At 54.4% G+C, this 19,375-nt stretch carries 18 protein-coding genes and 1 pseudogene; 4 read left to right on the top strand and 15 right to left on the bottom strand.

Translation table 11 applies throughout. The features are described from left to right. The first annotated feature begins 168 nt into the window (after positions 1-168). Positions 169-1,519 (top strand): annotated as a pseudogene (gene yegD, locus LOZ86_RS09175) (molecular chaperone). A 51-nt stretch (positions 1,520-1,570) separates the two neighbouring features. Here the strand turns inward: yegD and LOZ86_RS09170 are convergent. Then, positions 1,571-2,161, bottom strand: coding sequence for a TetR/AcrR family transcriptional regulator (locus tag LOZ86_RS09170; protein WP_039512621.1), 591 nt, complete (start codon positions 2,159-2,161; stop codon positions 1,571-1,573). Positions 2,162-2,296: 135 nt separating this feature from the next. On the opposite strand from LOZ86_RS09170, the gene LOZ86_RS09165 reads away from it, so the two are divergent. Together LOZ86_RS09165 and LOZ86_RS09160 are read left to right on the top strand one after the other, a co-directional pair. Then, on the top strand, positions 2,297-3,502 hold the full coding sequence (locus LOZ86_RS09165; protein ID WP_039512623.1) for an MFS transporter: 1,206 nt from the start codon (positions 2,297-2,299) through the stop codon (positions 3,500-3,502). Positions 3,503-3,541: 39 nt separating this feature from the next. Then, a complete protein-coding gene (locus LOZ86_RS09160; RefSeq protein WP_039512624.1) occupies positions 3,542-4,738 on the top strand; it encodes an MFS transporter in 1,197 nt (398 codons plus the stop codon). 79 nt (positions 4,739-4,817) lie between these two features. On the opposite strand, the gene LOZ86_RS09155 is transcribed toward LOZ86_RS09160, so the two are convergent. The 9 genes from LOZ86_RS09155 to LOZ86_RS09115 form a co-directional block, all read right to left on the bottom strand. After that, complete coding sequence (locus LOZ86_RS09155) at positions 4,818-5,357, bottom strand: glycine zipper 2TM domain-containing protein (protein WP_039480345.1); 540 nt, start codon at positions 5,355-5,357, stop codon at positions 4,818-4,820. A gap of 460 nt (positions 5,358-5,817) precedes the next feature. Next, positions 5,818-7,122 (bottom strand): NAD(P)/FAD-dependent oxidoreductase, encoded by a 1,305-nt coding sequence (locus tag LOZ86_RS09150; RefSeq protein WP_039512626.1) that lies wholly within the window; start codon positions 7,120-7,122, stop codon positions 5,818-5,820. A 366-nt stretch (positions 7,123-7,488) separates the two neighbouring features. Beyond that, positions 7,489-8,031, bottom strand: a complete 543-nt coding sequence (ycfP, locus tag LOZ86_RS09145; RefSeq protein ID WP_010297273.1) for an alpha/beta hydrolase YcfP — start codon at positions 8,029-8,031, stop codon at positions 7,489-7,491. Between the two features lie 28 nt (positions 8,032-8,059). Next, a complete protein-coding gene (nagZ, locus tag LOZ86_RS09140) occupies positions 8,060-9,088 on the bottom strand; it encodes a beta-N-acetylhexosaminidase (RefSeq protein WP_072012326.1) in 1,029 nt (342 codons plus the stop codon). A 72-nt stretch (positions 9,089-9,160) separates the two neighbouring features. Further along, the gene (thiK, locus tag LOZ86_RS09135) at positions 9,161-10,045 is read right to left on the bottom strand and encodes a thiamine kinase (RefSeq protein WP_111778417.1); all 885 of its coding nucleotides are present in this window, start codon (positions 10,043-10,045) and stop codon (positions 9,161-9,163) included. Then, entirely contained in the window at positions 10,026-10,607 is a 582-nt protein-coding gene (gene lpoB, locus LOZ86_RS09130; RefSeq protein WP_039480336.1) for a penicillin-binding protein activator LpoB, read from the bottom strand. The genes thiK and lpoB overlap by 20 nt, the downstream gene beginning before the upstream one ends. A gap of 21 nt (positions 10,608-10,628) precedes the next feature. After that, entirely contained in the window at positions 10,629-11,009 is a 381-nt protein-coding gene (locus LOZ86_RS09125) for a YcfL family putative periplasmic lipoprotein (RefSeq protein WP_039480334.1), read from the bottom strand. Between the two features lie 99 nt (positions 11,010-11,108). After that, positions 11,109-11,459 (bottom strand): purine nucleoside phosphoramidase, encoded by a 351-nt coding sequence (gene hinT / locus LOZ86_RS09120; RefSeq protein WP_010276226.1) that lies wholly within the window; start codon positions 11,457-11,459, stop codon positions 11,109-11,111. Positions 11,460-11,687: 228 nt separating this feature from the next. Further along, a complete protein-coding gene (locus tag LOZ86_RS09115; protein ID WP_039512627.1) occupies positions 11,688-13,142 on the bottom strand; it encodes an MFS transporter in 1,455 nt (484 codons plus the stop codon). 122 nt (positions 13,143-13,264) lie between these two features. Between LOZ86_RS09115 and LOZ86_RS09110 the strand changes: the two genes are divergently transcribed. Further along, positions 13,265-14,062 (top strand): helix-turn-helix transcriptional regulator, encoded by a 798-nt coding sequence (locus tag LOZ86_RS09110; RefSeq protein WP_039480325.1) that lies wholly within the window; start codon positions 13,265-13,267, stop codon positions 14,060-14,062. Between the two features lie 61 nt (positions 14,063-14,123). Here LOZ86_RS09110 and ptsG read toward each other — a convergent pair whose 3' ends face one another. The 5 genes from ptsG to mltG form a co-directional block, all read right to left on the bottom strand. Continuing rightward, entirely contained in the window at positions 14,124-15,557 is a 1,434-nt protein-coding gene (gene ptsG / locus LOZ86_RS09105; RefSeq protein ID WP_039480322.1) for a PTS glucose transporter subunit IIBC, read from the bottom strand. Positions 15,558-15,870: 313 nt separating this feature from the next. Then, entirely contained in the window at positions 15,871-16,668 is a 798-nt protein-coding gene (locus LOZ86_RS09100; RefSeq protein ID WP_039480320.1) for a metal-dependent hydrolase, read from the bottom strand. A 19-nt stretch (positions 16,669-16,687) separates the two neighbouring features. Then, positions 16,688-17,698 carry a DNA polymerase III subunit delta' gene (holB, locus tag LOZ86_RS09095; protein WP_039480318.1) on the bottom strand — a complete coding sequence of 337 codons (1,011 nt, stop codon included), beginning with the start codon at positions 17,696-17,698 and terminating at the stop codon, positions 16,688-16,690. Next, entirely contained in the window at positions 17,698-18,357 is a 660-nt protein-coding gene (gene tmk / locus LOZ86_RS09090) for a dTMP kinase (RefSeq protein ID WP_039480316.1), read from the bottom strand. The genes holB and tmk overlap by 1 nt, the downstream gene beginning before the upstream one ends. Then, positions 18,347-19,366: an endolytic transglycosylase MltG gene (gene mltG / locus LOZ86_RS09085; protein ID WP_039480313.1), complete on the bottom strand. Its 1,020-nt coding sequence runs from the start codon at positions 19,364-19,366 to the stop codon at positions 18,347-18,349. The genes tmk and mltG overlap by 11 nt, the downstream gene beginning before the upstream one ends. Positions 19,367-19,375: the final 9 nt, after the last annotated feature.

Here is a 19,375-nt window from a genome sequence, read left to right as displayed (position 1 = left end):
CCTGTGTGTTCCCGCAAAAATCCCTCCCCCGTTGCATCCACTGCCGTAACGCAGTAAAGTCGCCAACCTTTTTTATGGTCCGCCATCTTTGGCGGCCACCCTTCCGGGCCGTCGCGGGTGCGACGTTAAAAATGTCTCCCGGAAATTTTTTATGGCATGGGCCTCACTATGTTTATCGGTTTTGACTACGGTACAGCCAACTGTTCAGTGGCGGTTATGGATGCAGGAACGCCACGGCTCCTGTCGCTGGAAAATGGCTCGCCTTATCTTTCTTCCCTGCTGTGCGCGCCCGTGCGCGAAGCGGTTAGCGAGTGGTTATGGCGACACCATCAGGTCAATGCTGAGGGTGAGAACGCGCTGCTGTTGAAGCGCGCCATCAGCTACAACCGCGAAGAAGATATTCGCGTGCAGCCTGATAGCGTGAAATTCGGGCGCGATGCGTTGCGCCACTATATGGATGACCCGGAAGAGACGTGGTTCGTTAAATCACCGAAGTCCTTCCTCGGTGCCGTCGGGCTGAAAGCCCAGCAAATTGCGCTGTTTGAAGATCTGGTCTGCTCCATGATGCTGCATATCCGCACGCAGGCAGAAAGCCAGCTTGATCAGCCTATTCGTCAGGCCGTCATCGGTCGCCCGATTAACTTTCAAAGCATCGGCGGCGAAGAAGCCAACCAGCAGGCGCAAGGCATTTTAGATCGTGCGGCACACCGTGCCGGGTTTGAAGACGTCGTCTTCCAGTTTGAACCCGTGGCCGCCGGGCTGGATTTCGAATCCACGCTGACGAAAGAAACGCGCGTGCTGGTCGTGGATATCGGCGGCGGAACCACCGACTGCTCCATGCTGCTGATGCCCAGAGTGGCATAAGCAGCATGAACGTTCACAAAGCCTGTTAGGGCACAGCGGCTGCCGCGTTGGCGGTAACGATCTGGACATCATGCTCGCGTTCAAACAGCTGATGCCACTGCTTGGCATGAATAGCGAGTCGGAAAAAGGCATCGCTCTGCCACTCATGACCTGGTGGAATGCGGTTGCGATTAACGATATTCCGGCGCAAAAAGAGTTTCATAGCACCGCCAGCCGCGCCTTAATCAACGAAATGATCCGCGATGCCCGCCAGCCAGAACTTGTAAAAAGATTACTGACCGTTTGGCAACAGCGCCTAAGCTACCGTCTGATTCAACTGGCGGAAGAAAGCAAGATTGCGCTGTCCAATCAGTCGGAAACGGCAGCCGATTTGCACTTTATCGAATCGGGTCTGGCAACGCACATTCATGCTGATGAACTCAATGCCGCCATCGAGAATCCGCTCACGCGTATTCAGCAACAGGTGACGCTGGCGTTAGAAACCAGTCAAACCCGACCGGAAGTGATCTACCTGACCGGCGGTAGCGCCCGTTCTCCGCTGCTGCGTCAGGCTATTCAGCAGTTGCTTCCTGATATTCCTATCGCCAGCGGCAACGATTTTGGCTCAGTTACCGCCGGACTGGCGCGCTGGGCAGAGATTATCTTCCGCCGTTAAGCCAAAGACGGGACGCCAACCACGCGTCTCGTCAGGCTGTTCTTTTGATCACTACCGTGGCTTGACTAACAACCCACGCAGCAATAATTCCAGCGCGGCTACACCTTGTGCCAGCCGCGCATTTCCATCCTCTCCGTCCGCAATCCAGAACGCCGCTTCGGCCAGACTGCCGTAGATTAACGATGCCAGCGCCTGGGGATCGGCGTCAGCCACCACGCCCTGTCGGATAAGGTTATCGATCAGCCGCTGCATCGACTCAACGCAATGGCGCTGTGAATCCGGCGAAGCGCCCCCCAAAACTACCCGGGCATCACGCAGCACGATGCGCTGAATCTCCGGCTCCAGCGCCATTTCCAGATAGGCGCGGCAGCGGCGGCGAAAACCGTCCCAGGCATCCTCGGCGGTGTCGGAGATGACTTGCAGTCGTGCGTCCATCTCGGCATCGATCTGTTCCACTACTGCCGCCAACAATCCCTTCTTGTCACCAAAGTGGTGATAAAGCGCCCCACGGGTCAGGCTCGCCTGCGCGGTGAGATCGTCCATTGAGGTGTCAGCATAGCCGCGTTCGCTAAAGACCTTGCGGGCGATCGCCAGCAGCGTAGCGCGGGTTTCTTCCATTTCAGCACGGGTACGACGAACCATCGACACATCCTTACATACACATCGTATGATTATTTACATTCACTCCGTATGAATATATGCTTTTATTCATACGCTCTGTATGTATTGTCGCTGTACCACCATGCGGTGGCAAGTGGATTCACTTTGGAGAATGAGATGGTTAATCCTTATCGAGAACTTTTTGCCGCGCCCAGCACCAGAGGTTTTGCGCTGGCCGGCCTGCTGGCGCGGATTCCGCTGCCCATGACGGGCATTGGCATTATCACCATGCTGTCGCAACTACGCGGCAGCTATGCGTTGGCGGGTGCCGTCTCCGCTACTTTTGTGCTGACTTACGCGCTGCTGTCACCGCAGATCTCCCGTCTGGTCGATCGCCACGGGCAAGGCCGCGTGCTGCCGATTGCAACCGCTATCAGCGTGATTGGCATGCTGCTTCTGCTCGCCAGCACCTGGTGGCAAGCGCCTGACTGGAGCTTATTCATCGGTGCCTTGCTGGCCGGTTTCATGCCCAGCATGTCCGCAATGGTAAGAGCGCGCTGGACAGCAATCTATCGCGGTCAGCCTCGCTTGCAGACCGCTTATTCGCTGGAGACGGTGCTCGATGAAGTTACTTTTATCGCCGGACCACCGCTGGCTGTCGGGCTGTCCGTCGCGGTATTTCCTCAGGCTGGCCCGCTGGCATCGGCGTTCTTGCTGATTGTCGGCGTGTTTGCTCTGGTGACACAGCGCGGCACCGAACCACCGGTAGAAGTGCAGAATGTCCGCACGGATCGTTCGGGGTCGGTGATCAAACAGGCGAACGTGCGTTTGCTGGCGCTGCTGATGGGCGCGATGGGCATCATCGTCGGAACCGTGGATATCGTCAGCGTGGCCTTCGCCGAGCAGTATGGTCAGCCGGCGGCGGCCAGTCTGGTGTTGTCGGCTTATGCGGTCGGTTCATGCTTGGCCGGGCTGGTGTTCGGTGCTCTCAAGCTGCGAACTGCATTGCACCAGTTGTTGTTGCTGGGCGGCTTAGCAACGGCAGCAACCACGTTGCCTTTACTGCTGGTTGGCAGCATTCCCGCACTGGCTGCGGCCGTGCTGATCGCAGGGCTGTTCTTCGCCCCCACCATGATCGTGGCAATGTCGCTGGTCGAACGTCTGGTTCCCGAGCATCGTCTTACCGAGGGCATGACCTGGCTGCTGGCGGGGCTGAATGTCGGCGTGGCGCTAGGCGCAGCGCTATCAGGCTACGTTGTCGACGACAGCGGTGCCCGAGCCGGATTCGCCGTTGCGCTATGCGCTGGCGTGTTGGTGCTACTGGTTGCGCTGTGGGGATATCAACGCCTGCGGACGATTCCTCCTCTTCCCCACGCCGTTTGACGGTTACATCGCCTGCTTCCCCCTATTAAGGACTGAACCATGAACACGTCTTCCTCTATCCCTCTAGGTGCTGCTGCACAGCATTCCTGGCTGGCCGTCATCGCTGTCGGCCTTGCGACCTTCTCTGTCGTCACGACGGAAATGCTTCCGGTCGGCTTGCTAACGCCGATTGCCGATACGCTACAGACTTCTACCGGAACCGCCGGCCTGATGATTTCACTCCCCGCGCTGCTGGCTGCGCTATTCGCCCCGCTGGTGGTGATCGCATCCGGCGGCATGGATAGACGCAGGATCCTATGCAGACTGCTGACGCTGCTGGTTATCGCTAACATTGCCTCGGCACTGGCACCAGACATCGGTTGGATGCTGGCTGCGCGCGTGCTGGTCGGTTTCTGTATGGGCGGTATCTGGGCGATTGCTGGTGGTCTGGCAGCACGACTCGTTCCCGAGCACGCCATCGGTCTAGCGACATCCATCATCTTTGGCGGTGTCGCAGCGGCATCTGTGCTGGGTGTGCCGTTCGGCGCACTGATTGGCGATCTCGCCGGGTGGCGCTGGGCCTTCGGCTGCATGGCTGTGTTTAGCGGGCTGGTGCTAGTGCTTCACCTCGCGGTTATTCCTGCCTTGCCCGTTGCCCATTCGGTCACCCTACGCCAGTTCGGCGAGCAGTTGAGCAACCGTAAGCTGCAAGTTGGGCTAACCCTGACGCTACTGCTGGTAGCCGGACACTTCATGGCCTTTACCTTCGTACGGCCGCTGCTGCTATCGGTGTCGGGATTCGATGCGCGATGGATCGGCGTACTGCTGTTCGCCTACGGTATAGCAGGCATCATCGGCAATTTTCTGGCGGGTATCATCGCAGCACAGCGCACGGCGTTAACCTTGATGGCGATCGCATTGGGGTTGTTGTTGACTCCGATTCTGTTCCTGATCATCGGGGGCTCGCATTTTGGCGGTGGTGTGACGCTGCTCGTCTGGGGATTGGCCTACGGCGGCGTGTCCGTCGGTTTGATGACATGGATGATGAAAGCGGCACCACGCGCCGTAGAGATTGCCTCCGCGCTGTATGTTGGCATTTTCAATGTTGGCATTGCGCTCGGATCGTGGGTCGGTGGTCAAGTCGTGGATAGCTCAGGCCCGATCGCAACACTTTGGCTGGCGGGTGGGCTCGCTGTGGCCGCCTTGCTGCTATCCCTGAGCATGAAGCTAACCGAAAGCAGAAAGAACGTAGAATGAAAAAACCGCGAGCACCTTCTTCAGGTGTCTCGCGGTTTTTAGCGATGGTGTCAGCGCAAACCGTAGACGTTGGGGTCAGTTAACTCTGCTGATTCAGAATTAATTGTCCGTTTCGATCTACTGGAATTTGTGTACCAGGATCGCGATCCATGCGGATTTTACCCTGCTGGTCGCCGATTTTATAGGTGACATCATAACCCAGAACTTTTTGTGATTTGTCGTACACCGTCTGACAGCGCTGTTGCTGCGTCGTGTACGTATCATTATCCTGCATGCCGCTTTGTACACGGTTGCCCGCATAGCCGCCAGCCAGTGCACCCGCTACCGTTGCGACATCCTTACCGCGTCCGCCGCCGAACTGATGCCCCAGAACCCCACCCGCTACGGCACCCAGTACCGAGCCAGCAATCTGGTTTTCATCCTGTACCGGACGACGGTGAGTCACATTGACGTTACGGCACTCTTGACGAGGCGTTTTGACCGTTTCTTTAATCGGTGTTGCTGTTAGCACCTGTGCAAACTGAGGTTTAGAGGAAAAAACGTCCATACTCGCCACCGCTGCCACACCCAATGCCGCAGCCACACCAATACCTACACCCGCTAACATGGATTTGTTCACAGGATACCTCCCGAATCTATTCTCACGCATTCCCCACCTGCAATCCTGGCGTAAATCTTTTGTTTTACGCCAGCTCGCGTTTAACGCGATGAATCCGATGGTTCCTTCTGAATATCAGCATTCAGAATTTTCGACGTGCGTGCTACGCCATCTGTAAACAGTGGAAAGTCTGCACAATGTTTCACACTCTCGCAATAAGACTAATTAACCAAAAGTGTCAGATTCGTAACATAAAACCGTCATTTGAGAATTATCTTAACTGGAATTGCTAATAGAACGATATTTTATACTGATATATCAGCGAAATGACCAATAGCGCTACGACTCAGAAACAGGGTCTTCTGAGTGGATTAGCGAAAAGAGAGGGTTATTGAGTAAAAATAAGATAGTCGCTTACAAAAAGAATACGGGCATGAAATCACGTTCATGCCCGTATCAGAAAGGTGTCAGCAACGATGGATTAATGCAGCTTCAGACGCGGGCGAATTACCCGGTTGATCCCACCAACCAGCATCATCAGGCCTGTTTTGACATAGCCATGCAAAGCAACCTGGTGCATGCGATAGAGAGAGATATACACGAAACGCGCAATCCGCCCTTCTACCATAACAGAGCCCCGCATCAGGTTCCCCATCAGGCTGCCAACCGTACTGAATTTAGACAGTGAAACCAGCGAACCGTGATCTTTATAGACGTAAGGTTTCAGCGTTTGTCCGTTCAGCAACGCGATAATATTGCTGTGGCAGCGTGATGCCATCTGGTGAGCGGCCTGCGCACGTGGTGGCACAAAACCGCCGCCTTCCTGCGGGCAGGAGGCACAATCGCCAATGGCGAAAATGTTGGGATCGCGCGTCGTCTGCAACGTCGGCTCAACCACCAGTTGGTTAATCCGGTTCGTTTCCAGACCTGCAATCTCTTTCATCGCATCCGGTGCTTTGATGCCCGCGGCCCAAACCATCAGGTCGGCTTCGATAAATTCACCGTCCTTGGTATTCAGACCGCCGCTTTCTGCGCTGGTCACCATGGTTTTCGTCAGCACACGGACGCCAATGTTGTTCAACTCTTGATGCGCGGCCGCTGAAATGCGTGGCGGCAGCGCAGGCAGAATACGTTCGCCCGCTTCCACCAGCGTCACGTTCAGCGTTTGATTATCCAGCCCGTCAAAGCCGTAGCTGTGCAGCTGTTTCACCGCGTTATGTAACTCAGCAGACAGTTCGACCCCTGTCGCACCGCCGCCCACAATCGCGATATTCACACGCTCTTTTTCGTCCTGATTTGCCGTGAATTTCAGGAACAAATTCAGCATTTCATTATGGAAACGGCGGGCTTGTTTCGGATTATCCAGGAAAATACAGTGATCTTTCACGCCCGGCGTGCCGAAGTCATTGGAGGCGCTGCCTAATGCCACCACCAAAATGTCATACGGGATGCGACGTGCCGCAACCAGTACGTCGCCTTGTTCATCACACACTTCAGCCAGTTGAATCTGCTGCTGTTCACGATCGATATCCGTCAGCATGCCCAGTTGAAACTGGAAATTGTGATTGCGAGCGTGCGCAAGGTAGCTCAGCGCATCCATATCGTCGTCCAGCGAACCGGTCGCTACTTCGTGCAGCAGCGGTTTCCACAGGTGGCTGTGGTTACGATCCACCAGTGTAATCTCCGCTTTTTTCTTGCGTCCTAACTTGTGGCCCAAACTCGTTGCGAGTTCAAGTCCGCCAGCTCCCCCGCCGACAATGACAATTTTTTTGGTTGGTGATGTCAAAATGACCCCCTAAAATGTGAACCAATCGTTAATAAAGAGTAAATAATAATATCCTTATATAACATAGGGTTCGCGTAAGTTAAGCCTGATATCTGCTGCAAGAATAGCACGCTAGGTTATTTGGTCATACCAAAATTGATATATATCAATTTATTTTACTGAGCAGTTTTTTAGCGCGAAAATTCCATCTTTATTTCAGTAAATTAGCGAAAACCGGTGGGAAGAGAAAATGCTGAATCGTGCGGAAATGCACCGCTGGATGAACTAAGAAAAGTAAATAAATTGCGTCATTCCTTCTGTTCCCCCTCAAATAAGGGTATCAGAAGGAACGACAGCCGCAATGAACAGGTCATCGCTAACGCAGGGTTAGCCGAGCGTTTTGAAGGCTTTTATCCGCTGCAAATGGGGAGAGATGCTTTTAAATTTATGCGTCTGAATATCGTCCCAGACGATCTCGTAATACGTTCCCAACGTCTGCGCACTACGCTGGCTGTCGAGCATTTCATCCTGACGGGAAAGCATCACCATGCAGCGATCGCGGTTCTTTTCGCGAAAGTTCGCCACGCACTTGGTGGCGATATCCAGATACTCTTCCGGGCGATCGATTTTCCCGCTCATGTTTTCCTGCGGGAAAAGGTTAGGATTAACGATGACTTGTCGTATATCACACAGGAAACCGACGCGTTCGGCCCAGAAGCCCCCCAATCCTACGCCACAGATCAGCGGACGATCGTCATCAGACTGCTGAATCGTCTTATCCACCTGCTTTAGCAGATGTTGCATATCATGACGCGGGTGCAGCGTGCTGTAGCTGATCAGCCGTACATCTTCATCAATAAACTGAAGCTGCAAGACCTTTTCATGGTTGCCGGGGCTGGTCGAGTCAAAACCGTGTAAATAGATAATCATCTTTCATCCTCACCGCAGACTAAGTTGCCTATTTCTCGCCATTTTTATGCGCCTGCCAGCGCTCGCTGAGCAATGTGAGCGCCTGATTCGCCTGCTTCCAGCGTGGCGAATCCAGCAGTTCCCGACGAGAAAACGAACCCTGATGATATAAGCGCGTCAGTTGCTCCGCTTTGACCGGGGACAGGTTATCCAGCACGCTGACCGCCCCTTCACGATGATTGCAAACCAGAATCATGTCACATCCTGCCTGCAACGCCGCCTGCGCCCGCTCGGGATAACTGCCCATCACGGCGGCGCCTTCCATCGAGAGATCGTCGGAGAAAATGATGCCATCAAAACCCAGCTCGTCACGCAGCACCGTTTTTAGCCAATAGGTCGAACCACTGGCGGGATGCGGATCGGCCTCGGTATAAATCACGTGGGCAGGCATGATCGCATCCAACTGCTGGCGCTGGATCAGTTCTTTAAAAATCGACATGTCGTGGGCGCGAATTTCTGCAAGCGGACGCGGATCGCGCGGCGTTTCTTTATGTGAATCGGCGCTGACCGCACCGTGGCCGGGGAAGTGCTTACCCGTGACCTTCATGCCCGCGCTGTGCATACCGCGAATAAAGCTTTGCGCGACGGCCAGCGCCGTCTCTGGATTGGCATGGAATGAACGCTCACCAATCGCCGCGCTCTGGTGGCCGATATCCAGCACCGGTGCAAAGCTAATATCGATATCCATCGCGATCATTTCTGCCGCCATCAGCCAGCCGCCCTCTTCCGCCAAACGCAAGGCTTCTGACTCGCTGTTTAATGCCGCAAACGCCTGCGCGGCAGGCAGACGAGTAAACCCATCACGAAAACGCTGAACCCGTCCGCCTTCCTGATCTACGGACACCACAAGGCGCTCGCGCGACGCCGCGCGGATTTGACGCACTAATTCCCGTAGCTGCGCTGCATCATGAAAATTACGGGTAAACAGAATCACGCCGCCAACCAGCGGATGTTCCAGCACTTCACGATCTTCTGCATCCAGCTCATAGCTGGCAACGTCTAACATTACCGGACCCACAAAAACCTCATTCTTTAGAGTGTATTGCTTAATGAAATGATCTTTACTACAAACGCCACACCGTCAGCCTGTCTACAACCGATGGCCCAACTGTAGCCGATGATATAGCGCGGGAATTTCCGCTAGAAACTCGGGGTTCTTCGTTTGCTGCCAGCGAACCTCAAACCACATCAATACCAGATAATCGACCCAGGGGAACCACTGCATCATCTGTTGCTGGAGGCGGCTCACGGAAAACCCTCGCCGATGTCGCTGGTAGCTCTGTAGAAAATGCGTTTGCGCCAAGCTTTCCATCTGACTGGCTCGCACAATGAACGCCAGCTCAAAGGCAATATCGCCATCTGAGGCATATTCCCAGTCAATCAGCATCGTTCCTTGTGGAGTAATCAGCAGGTTTTCAGCATGCACATCGAGATGGAGAGGCACCAGCGCCAAAGGCGTGGGTAGCGCCGCGCCCTGAAAATAATGGTGCGCACGCAACAACGCGGGCGAACGGCGGCGAGGATCCATCAACTGCCAGTGCTGCGCGAATAACGTTTTGAGATCGAGAGGATGGCCGCTACGCGGCTGGCGATGAAGCTGAGACAATAGGCGTGCCACTTCACCATTAGCCAGCATCATCAGGAACTCATCCGATGTGGCAATGCGCCCCGGCACCCACTCGACAATCAGCCAGCCATCACGCCACAGCAACGGCCGTGGCGCGAGACCTATCGCCGACATTTGCCGCAGCAGAGCGAACTCGCGCTGGCGATCGACACCCATTTTCCGCTCGGTTGGCGATTGGCGACGCGCAAGCCATTCGATGTCCGGCCCACGGATACGCCAGCTTTTACTACTCAGCCCGCCAACCAGCTCAAAGCGAATATCCGCCATCTCCACAGCCGGGAAATGTTTCTGGATCGTCGCAGTCAGCTGCTGCTGGATGCCTGCTGGCTTAATGCTGAACGGCGCCATTGCCTGACCACACAATTTCACCGGTCTGCACCAGCATCAGTTGCATGTCGAGCTGCGGCGATTTCACATCGCCACTGACGTCGCTGTACAGCACATACTGCGCGCTGACATAACGCGCCAGACCAATCGCCTTGCTGCGCGATCCTAAGCTGTCATCAACCGACAGACCCAGCGTTTGTTTCGCGGCAGCCAACTGCTCGCGCGGCACCAGCGTAAACGCCTTGCCGGAAGATAATGCGCTGTACAATGCCCCTGTCGCTTTCGCTATCGGCAATGAACCGTTGGTGTTGTTTTTCACGCTATCCACCAGCAGGATGCTACCCGGCGTGACGCCATCGGCTTTCAGCATCTGTGCTACCAGCGGATTAATGCTGGCTTCCCAGTTCAACGTCTGGATTTTTGGCGGTTGCGGTACGGACTCACCCGGTGGCGGCGTTGGCGTAGTCGGCACTTGAGGCTCAACGGGCTCAATCGTCGCAGGCGGTTCGGTCGGTTCTGGCGGACGGCTGGGGCACCCTGTCAGTACCAATACCGCCACCATCACCCCTAGATACTTTTTCATATATTCTCTCTCTGTACACCATTACAAAAACAGATGAAGACGGACCTGACGCGCATTAGGACTGCTGCGCGTTGAAAAAACCGTCATTTCCGTCTGTGGCGGGATTTCAATGGACTGCACTTCTTCAAAAGGCAGCACATCCAGCCCGTTTTCGTCATACCAATAGAAACGGTAATGCACGGTCACCGCCTGTGAGGCGTCGTTGCTGACGACGGAAGACGCACGCAGTCGGCCATTTTCTGAATCCAGCGACGGGTTCCCCGCGGTAATCCCGGCCGATAACACAGGTGCATCCAATACCAGCGTTTGCCGCTCATTGATGGTCAGCACTTTTGGCGCGCTACAGCCCGCCAGCAGCCCAGCCATCAAACACGCGGACAGAAAAAGCATCGGGTTACGCATGATGTTCTCGCATGATGGTTTTCTCGCACGACAGTCTACCCATGACTATCGAACTTAGTTCTGTAAGATCTAGTTCTATAAGATCTAGTTCTGTAAGATCTAGTTCGCCAGCAAAGGCCCTAATGCGCGGCCACCCAGCAGATGCATGTGGATGTGATAAACTTCCTGCCCGCCGTGTCGGTTGCAGTTAATGATCAGGCGATAGCCATCTTCTGCAATCCCTTCCTGCTGCGCAATTTTACCCGCAACCGTCACCATACGTCCCAGCGCTGCTTCATGCTCGGGGGCCGTGTCGTTAACAGTAGGGATCAGTACGTTCGGGATAATCAGGATATGGGTTGGTGTGCGAGGCGCGATGTCACGAAAGGCGGTGACCAGTTCATCCTGATACACGATATCGGCAGGAATTTCCCGGCGGATAATTTTACTAAAGATGGTTTCTTCAGCCATGATTGATTTCCTTGTTAAAGCTGGCGTTGAACGGCGTCATGTAGGCAGTATGAGTGACATATTCCATTTCTTTCAACCTTCTTCGTCTATTTCTGGTGCGGGTGGTCAAAATACGACTCCCAGTAAAAACCAGAAATACGCCAACCTTCTCCCGAAAACAGCGACGCTATTGCCGCTACGGTAAGGCTTTCGTACCGTCCATCGAAAATTCATGTATGCGCCTTCTCATCAACCGAATGACCGCTGCGTTCTTACCAGCATCAGCAACAGGATGCAGACCAGCAGAGCCGCGACCAGGTTGTAGAGCATTCCCGCCACAAAGGCTGAAACGTATTGGCCCGCTTGCGCAGCTGCGTCATCGCCTGTCGCCAGTGCAGTACCAAACAGGATGCCCACCACGGCCACACCCAGCGCCGCCCCAACCTGCTGAACCGTCGAGATCACGCCCGATGCCATACCCGCCTGAATCTCATCCACAAAGCCCAGTACCAGATTTAACAGCGGCGTCATGATGAAGCCTTGACCCGCACCGACCACCACCAACACAGGGATCAGCCGAACGGCCACCAAATCGGCGCCCGCTATCTGCACCTGCATAATCAACAGGCTGATCGAGACAGCGTAAACCAGCGCTCCCGCAACGATAGCAGCCGTGCCCCAGCGGGCAACCAGTCGTGGTGCCGCCAGCGATGCCAGAACAAAGCCCACGCTACACGGCGCAAAAATGCTGCCCGCGAGAAACGGATCAAGCCCTAACCCTGTTTGCACCAGCAAAGCAAAACACAGGAAAAATGAGCTGGATGTGGAATACACTAGCAGCACCAGCAACACACCCAGCAGGAAACGGCGCTGTGCGAGCAGACGCATATCCACCAGCGGAAGATGCCCCGCCCGCTGTCGGCGTTCCTGCTGGCGGTAAAAAATCGCTAACAAGAGCGTCGCTGTGGCCAACATCCACAGGCTCCATGCTGGCCACCCTTGCCCCGGCCCTTCGATCAGCGGCACCAGCAGCAGCGTCAACCCAACGCAGACCAACGCCACACCCGTCCAATCAAGCGAAGGACGCTGCGGTGTTCGGGACTCAGGAATAAATCGTGCAGCCACGATAGCCAGCAGACTAATGGGTACATTGATAAGAAAAATACTGCGCCAGCCCAGTCCAAACAGATTGGCATGCACCAGCCATCCTCCCAGTACCTGACCCGCGATAGCGGCGAGCCCTAGCGTCATGCCCAGTAGACCGAAGGCACGGCGACTATCGTCACCGTCGAAATTGACGCGGATAGAGGCATAAACCTGTGGAAACAGCAAAGCGGCCGCAAGTCCCTGTAAGATGCGAGCACCAATCAGGAACCCCGCACTGGGCGCTAAACCACACAGCGCAGAGGCGAGCGTAAACCCGGCCATACCCACTACAAACAGGCGGCGTCGACCAAAGACATCCCCCAGTCGCCCGCCCGTAATCAGCAGTACGCCGAAAGCCAGTTCATAACCCGCTACGATGAAACCGATTTGAGAGAAGCTAGCGCCCAGATCGGCCTGCATACTGGGAATCGCGACATTGACCACGAACAGGTCGAAGATCGTGACAAAACCGGCCATCAGCAGCACAGAGAGGCCAAGCCACGGCGGACTGTTTACGGCTGGCGTAGGCAATGCCGACGCACGATAATTTGAGTTCATCTGTATATCCTTGCATATCGAGAAGTTGCGTATCGAAAATGATGACGCCGCCATTCTCAAATCCTTTTTAAACAATTACAATTTAACCACTTATGCTATTACTAAAAGCAATGCGGTAAACGATGCGAACATTGGAAAGAACTCGCCATGATCTGGCTGCATTTTTGCGCGCGCGCCGTGAACGGGTGTCACCCGCCGACGTAGGCTTGCCTAGCGGAGGAAGACGGCGCACGCCGGGGTTGAGACGCGAAGAAGTGGCGGCATTGGCTGGCGTTGGCCTGACGTGGTACACCTGGCTCGAACAGGGACGTGATATCGGTGTGTCGGCGGCATTCCTGGACAGTCTGGCACGGGTGCTAAAACTCGATGCCGCCGAACGTCGCCATCTGTTCCTGCTGGCGCATGAGCGACCGCCTGCCGAACCGGGTAAGACGTGGTGCGTCGTGCCACCGCTGGTACGGCGTCTGATGCACGATCTGGCTCCGCATCCGGCCTATATCCTCAACCTGCGCTGGGATGTGCTGGCCTTCAATGAACCGGCGAATCAGCTTTTCAACTTTGACGCCCATCCTTCCGAAAGGCGTAATCTGCTCTGGCTCTTGTTCACCGATCCGTTGCTGCATGAGCGATTCATCGGCTGGGAGCAACAGGCTCAACAGATGCTGTCGAGTTTTCGCCGCGATTTCGCACGTGCGACGCAGGAAGCAGACATTCATGAACTGGTGGACGAACTAGAGCAGGTATCGCCAGATTTCAAAATGTGGTGGCGGCAGCATGAGGTACACGCCCCATGTAGCGGCGTGCGGCAACTGATGATCGACGGCAAGGCTGAAGCTTTTGAACATACCTCGCTGACCATCGATGAAGATCGCCATCTGCGGCTGGTGGTTTACGGGCGGCAGTCTCAGGAAGAGGAATAAGGCGGTTCTGACCATAAAAAAAAGGGGCTTTCGCCCCTTTTTACCACTCCCCAACAACACATCAGTGGTTACGGATGTAGTCGTCCATATCAGTTTTCAGGTTATCGGATTTGGTACCGAAAATTGCCTGAACACCGGAACCTGCCACAACCACACCTGCTGCGCCCAGTTTTTTCAGGCCAGCCTGATCAACTTTAGCCACATCGCCTACGCTAACACGCAGACGGGTGATGCACGCATCCAGGTTAGTGATGTTTTCTTTACCACCAAACGCGCTAACCAGTGCGGCAGCCATTTCAGTGCTGTCCTGTGAGGTTTGCTCAGATGCGCTATCTTCACGACCCGGCGTTTTCAGATTCAGTTTAGTAATCAGAACGCGGAAGATGGTGTAGTAAATCAGCGCATAGCACAGACCCACAATCGGGAACAGCCACAGGTTGCTACCGTTGCCGCTCAGTACCACGAAGTCGATCAGACCGTGAGAGAAGCTTGTACCATCACGCATACCCAGCAGAATACAGATTGGGAACGCCAGACCCGCCAGAATCGCATGGATCACATACAGGATCGGCGCGACAAACATGAAGGAGAACTCAATCGGCTCAGTGATGCCCGTCAGGAACGAGGTCAGCGCCGCAGAGATCATGATACCGCCCACTTTCGCGCGGTTTTCTGGCTTCGCTGAATGCCAGATAGCAATAGCTGCTGCTGGCAAGCCGTACATTTTAAACAGGAAACCGCCGGACAGTTTACCCGCAGTCGGGTCACCTGCAATGTAACGAGGGATATCGCCGTGGAAAACCTGACCCGCCGCATTGGTGAACTCACCAACCTGCATTTGGAAAGGTACGTTCCAGATATGGTGCAGACCAAACGGTACCAGAGAACGTTCAACGACCCCATAGATACCGAATGCCAGCATTGGGTTCTCATTCGCTGCCCAGTGAGAGAATACCTGGATCGCGCTACCAACCGGTGGCCAGATGAACGACAACAGCGTACCGACAATGATTGCCGTCAGGCCGGAAATAATCGGCACAAAACGTTTACCGGCAAAGAAGCCCAGATACTCAGGCAGCTGAATACGGTAGAAACGGTTAAACATATACGCGGCAATCGCACCGGCAATGATCCCGCCCAGAACACCGGTATCTGCCAGATGCTTCGCCGTGATCTCGGCAGCTGGTAGATTAAGAACCAGCGGCGCAATCGCAGCCATGGTTTTGACCATGATGCCATAAGCCACCACCGCCGCCAGTGCGGAAACACCGTCGTTATTAGTGAAGCCCAGGGCAACACCAATAGCAAAAATCAACGGCATGTTGGCAAACACCGAGTCACCGGCCTGTGCCATGACGCTGGAGACAATTTCAGGCAACCAGCTAAAATTGGCCGAACCGACACCCAGCAGGATACCTGCGATAGGGAGTACGGATACGGGCAGCATTAGCGACTTACCTACTTTTTGCAGGTTTGCGAATGCATTCTTGAACATAATTGAGTGTGCTCCTGAGTAATAGTGCTTTTACTTCTGATACTTCATATAAGCAAAGACGGGGAGGATGACCTTTGCGAGTTGGGGTGTCTTAGCCCCCTTTAATTTTTACGCAGAGTAAAATAAATAGCGTTCACAATGTTTGATTGCTATCACGTTTCCACAAGCCAACAGGCTAAGATCGAACAGATATTGCACTTTTCTGTGATATATCGCTAAAAAACACGTCCCCCTGAAGAGGAAAAACCTAATCAAGGGGATTATGAAGCGCTATTAATTACACGGATAAAAAAAACTCAGCTATTCTCAGCCACTATTGCGCAGCGGTCAACCGAGCCGGATCGATGTGAAACAGGCGGGAGAAGTTTTCTGTCGTGGCGGCAGCGAGGGTTTCCAACGATGTGCCTTTCAGTACAGCGAGATATTCTGCTACATCGCGTACGTACGCAGGCTGGTTTTCCTGCCCCCGAAACGGAACTGGCGCGAGCCAAGGGGAATCCGTCTCAATCAGCATCCGATCCAGTGGCACGTAACGCGCGACGTCACGCAACTCTTCTGCATTACGGAACGTGACAATCCCAGAAAACGAGATATAGAACCCCATGTCCAGCAGCGCTTTTGCCGTGATCAAATCTTCCGTAAAGCAGTGCAGCACACCGCTACATTTCTCCGCCTGCTCGTCACGTAGAATTGCAAGCGTATCTTCACGGGCAGCGCGCGTATGCACAATGACCGGCTTGTTCAGATCATTGCCAATACGGATGTGTTCACGAAACGATTCTTGCTGCTGGGCTTTCGTCTCTTGCTGATAGAAATAGTCCAGGCCCGTTTCCCCCATCGCCACCACACGGCTGGCACTGGCTAGCTCACGCAGTTCGGCATAATCATAAGGGGCTTCCTGATTGAGCGGATGAACGCCGCAGGAAAAGGCCACGTTATCGCGCTCGCCGATTAGGTCAACCATGGCACGATAGCCGGGCAGCGTTGTCGCCACCGCCAGAAGGAAACCGACATCACGGCTTTTCGCTTTATCCAGCACATCGGAGACATCTTTATGCAATGACTCATAATCCAAACCGTCAAGATGACAGTGGGAATCCACTAACAACATGATATTTACTCGATAGTAATTAAACAGAAAAAGGGTGGCTGTCGCGCTTAACCGATGAAGCAAACGTGCGCTCTCCATCAAGCAGGCGTTCCGTCAGCAGCAGTTCACGGTTAACACCCGTGACGGTCAGCAATTTTTGCCGACAAGCCAGCCACATTTGCAGCTCATACTGCAAATGTGCGGAAGGTTCGCGCGCCAGACGCTCAACCAATTCAATCTGATCCTGATTCACCCAATGCTCGCTTGCCCCCTGCTGCCATTTCATGGCATCCAGCAGTAGCGCAGCCAACCAGTGAATACGAACATCAGCATCGTCATGATTCAGCTGTGGTATCAACGAGAGCTGATCTCGTGAAGTCAGCACGGTAGAAAACGCCTGACACAGCGCGCTACGTTGTTTCCAACGCTCTGGCTGCAATAACGCCTCGGCGGCTAGCGGCGCGCCCGATTGCAATCTCAATGCCGTGCGCAATGCCTTGCTGTCATGGCGATGGCGAGCATTCAGCCACAGCACACTCTGCGTCTCACTCGGGACATCCAGATAGTGATACAGGCAACGGCTGCGCAACGTAACCAATAACCGGGCTGGTTCGCGGCAGCCAAATAAAAAGAAGGTATTCTGCGGCGGCTCTTCCAGCGTTTTCAGCAGTGCGTTCGCGGCAGCCTCTGTCAGCAGCTCAGCAGCAGACAGCCAGATCACTTTTGCTCCGCCTTGTCGGGAGTGTTGATACACTTTTTCCACGACATCACGCACCGGATCGACGCCCAGACTTTGCTTGCCTTTCTCCGGGCTCAGCACATGCCAGTCCGGATGCGTTCCTGCGGTCATCAGGTTACAAGAGTGGCACTGACCGCAGCTTTTCATCCCATCAGGACGCTGACAGATCAGCCAACGGCTCAGCGCATAAATCAGCGATTCATCGCCCATGCCCGGCAGCGCATGCAGCAACAGCGCATGATGCCCCCTACCCGCCTGATATTGGCCGATAAGCTGCCGATAGGATGCATTCAGCCACGGATACCAATCCATCAGCCCTGCCTCTGTACGACAGGCTGCAACCCTTGTTGCTGCAACCATTGCTGTAACGTCGCCTGAATATCCGCACTGACGGCATCAATAGACTGTGAGGCATCGATCGTCAGGATGCTGTCATCCTCCGCCGCCAGTTCCTGATAGCGGGAACGGGTGCGATCAAAGAAAGCCAGCGACTCCTGCTCAATCCGATCCAGCTCGCCGCGCTGACGCGCACGCTGCAAGCCGATGGCTGGAGGAAGATCAAGATAGAGCGTCAGGTCAGGGCGAAAATCACCTAGCACAGTATCGCGCAGTGAGCGCAACAGTTGTTGATCGATCCCACGTCCACCGCCCTGATAAGCCTGTGAAGAGAGATCGTGACGATCGCCGATGACCCAGTTTCCATTCTCCAACGCCGGTTTGATGACGTTATCCACCAGCTGAACTCTGGCCGCGTATAACATCAGGACTTCTGCTTTGTCGGTGACCTTCTCATCGGCTATGCCTTGCTTGATAAGCTCACGCAGCTTCTCCGCCAGCGGCGTACCACCGGGCTCTCGCGTGAACACCACGTCTTTCACGCCATGTGAGCGCAGCGTTTCCACCACGATATTGCGTGCGGTGGTCTTCCCTGCGCCTTCCAATCCTTCAATGACGATAAATTTACTGTTCATCCCGTTCCTTTAACGCTGAGCGGTATACCCTCACAGCACGATTATGGTCTGCAAGGTTAGTGGTAAAACTGTGTCCGCCTTTTCCATCCGCCACAAAATACAGGTATGACGTTTTGGCTGGGTGCGCAGCCGCATCCAATGAGGCTTTCCCCGGCATCGCGATTGGCGTCGGCGGCAGGCCGGAAATAACATACGTATTGTAAGGCGTCGGCGTGTCTAATGCTTTACGAGTTATCACGCCTTTATAGTCATCACCCATGCCATAAATCACCGTGGGGTCAGTCTGCAAGCGCATACCAAGCCGTAAGCGATTGACAAAAACGGAAGCAACTTGAGTACGTTCTTCATTGATCGCCGTTTCTTTTTCAATGATTGACGCCATCGTCAGCAATTCGTCCGGTGTCTTATACGGTAATTCTTCTTCGCGCCCTTTCCATACCTCATCCACCGTTTTTTTCATGCGCTGATGCGCACGCTGCAACAGGGCGCTATCGCTCGTACCGGCCGTGTATGAGTAGGTATCAGGATAAAACCAGCCTTCTGGGTTCGTCTTATCTTTGATTTCCAACTGGGTGGCGACGTCCTGTTCGGTTTTATCGGCCAGTGAATGCTTGATGTAAGGTGCTTGTTGCAGCGTGGCAAGCCACTCTTTCAAACGTGAGCCTTCGACAAAACGAATGGAGAATTGCGCTTCCTTTCCGCTGGACAGCAGCGCCAGCATCTCGCGCACGGTCATGCCCGCAGTAAAGCGATACGTACCCGCTTTGAATTTTGCCAACTCAGGTTCAACACGCAGCAGCCACGGAAAAAATGTGTCATCAGTAATGATTTTCTGATCGAGAAGCAGCGTTTCCAGCCCTTCCCTTCCCGTACCGGCAGGAAGCGTAAAGATAGCCTCCTTTTCGATAGCCAATGGAGAACCAGCAAAACGCTGCATTTTCTGCCATGCGACCAGTAATATCAGCACAACAGCAGCGATAATCAGCAAACCAATTTTCTTTTTCTTCATAAATCAACC

The organism is Pectobacterium parvum (assembly GCF_020971565.1).
Classification (GTDB): Bacteria; Pseudomonadota; Gammaproteobacteria; order Enterobacterales; family Enterobacteriaceae; genus Pectobacterium; species Pectobacterium polare.
Note: the sequence above shows the minus strand (reverse complement) of the source record. Positions and strands in the feature narration are given on the sequence as shown.

Excerpts from the sequence above, each read along its gene's own strand:
- LOZ86_RS09170 (WP_039512621.1), bottom strand. The coding sequence starts at position 2,161 with ATGGTTCGTCGTACCCGTGCTGAAATGGAAGAAACCCGCGCTACGCTG.
- LOZ86_RS09165 (WP_039512623.1), top strand. The coding sequence starts at position 2,297 with ATGGTTAATCCTTATCGAGAACTTTTTGCCGCGCCCAGCACCAGAGGT.
- LOZ86_RS09160 (WP_039512624.1), top strand. The coding sequence starts at position 3,542 with ATGAACACGTCTTCCTCTATCCCTCTAGGTGCTGCTGCACAGCATTCC.
- ycfP (WP_010297273.1), bottom strand. The coding sequence starts at position 8,031 with ATGATTATCTATTTACACGGTTTTGACTCGACCAGCCCCGGCAACCAT.
- thiK (WP_111778417.1), bottom strand. The coding sequence starts at position 10,045 with ATGGCGCCGTTCAGCATTAAGCCAGCAGGCATCCAGCAGCAGCTGACT.
- lpoB (WP_039480336.1), bottom strand. The coding sequence starts at position 10,607 with ATGAAAAAGTATCTAGGGGTGATGGTGGCGGTATTGGTACTGACAGGG.
- LOZ86_RS09125 (WP_039480334.1), bottom strand. The coding sequence starts at position 11,009 with ATGCGTAACCCGATGCTTTTTCTGTCCGCGTGTTTGATGGCTGGGCTG.
- hinT (WP_010276226.1), bottom strand. The coding sequence starts at position 11,459 with ATGGCTGAAGAAACCATCTTTAGTAAAATTATCCGCCGGGAAATTCCT.
- LOZ86_RS09115 (WP_039512627.1), bottom strand. The coding sequence starts at position 13,142 with ATGAACTCAAATTATCGTGCGTCGGCATTGCCTACGCCAGCCGTAAAC.
- LOZ86_RS09110 (WP_039480325.1), top strand. The coding sequence starts at position 13,265 with ATGCGAACATTGGAAAGAACTCGCCATGATCTGGCTGCATTTTTGCGC.
- ptsG (WP_039480322.1), bottom strand. The coding sequence starts at position 15,557 with ATGTTCAAGAATGCATTCGCAAACCTGCAAAAAGTAGGTAAGTCGCTA.
- LOZ86_RS09100 (WP_039480320.1), bottom strand. The coding sequence starts at position 16,668 with ATGTTGTTAGTGGATTCCCACTGTCATCTTGACGGTTTGGATTATGAG.
- holB (WP_039480318.1), bottom strand. The coding sequence starts at position 17,698 with ATGGATTGGTATCCGTGGCTGAATGCATCCTATCGGCAGCTTATCGGC.
- tmk (WP_039480316.1), bottom strand. The coding sequence starts at position 18,357 with ATGAACAGTAAATTTATCGTCATTGAAGGATTGGAAGGCGCAGGGAAG.
- mltG (WP_039480313.1), bottom strand. The coding sequence starts at position 19,366 with ATGAAGAAAAAGAAAATTGGTTTGCTGATTATCGCTGCTGTTGTGCTG.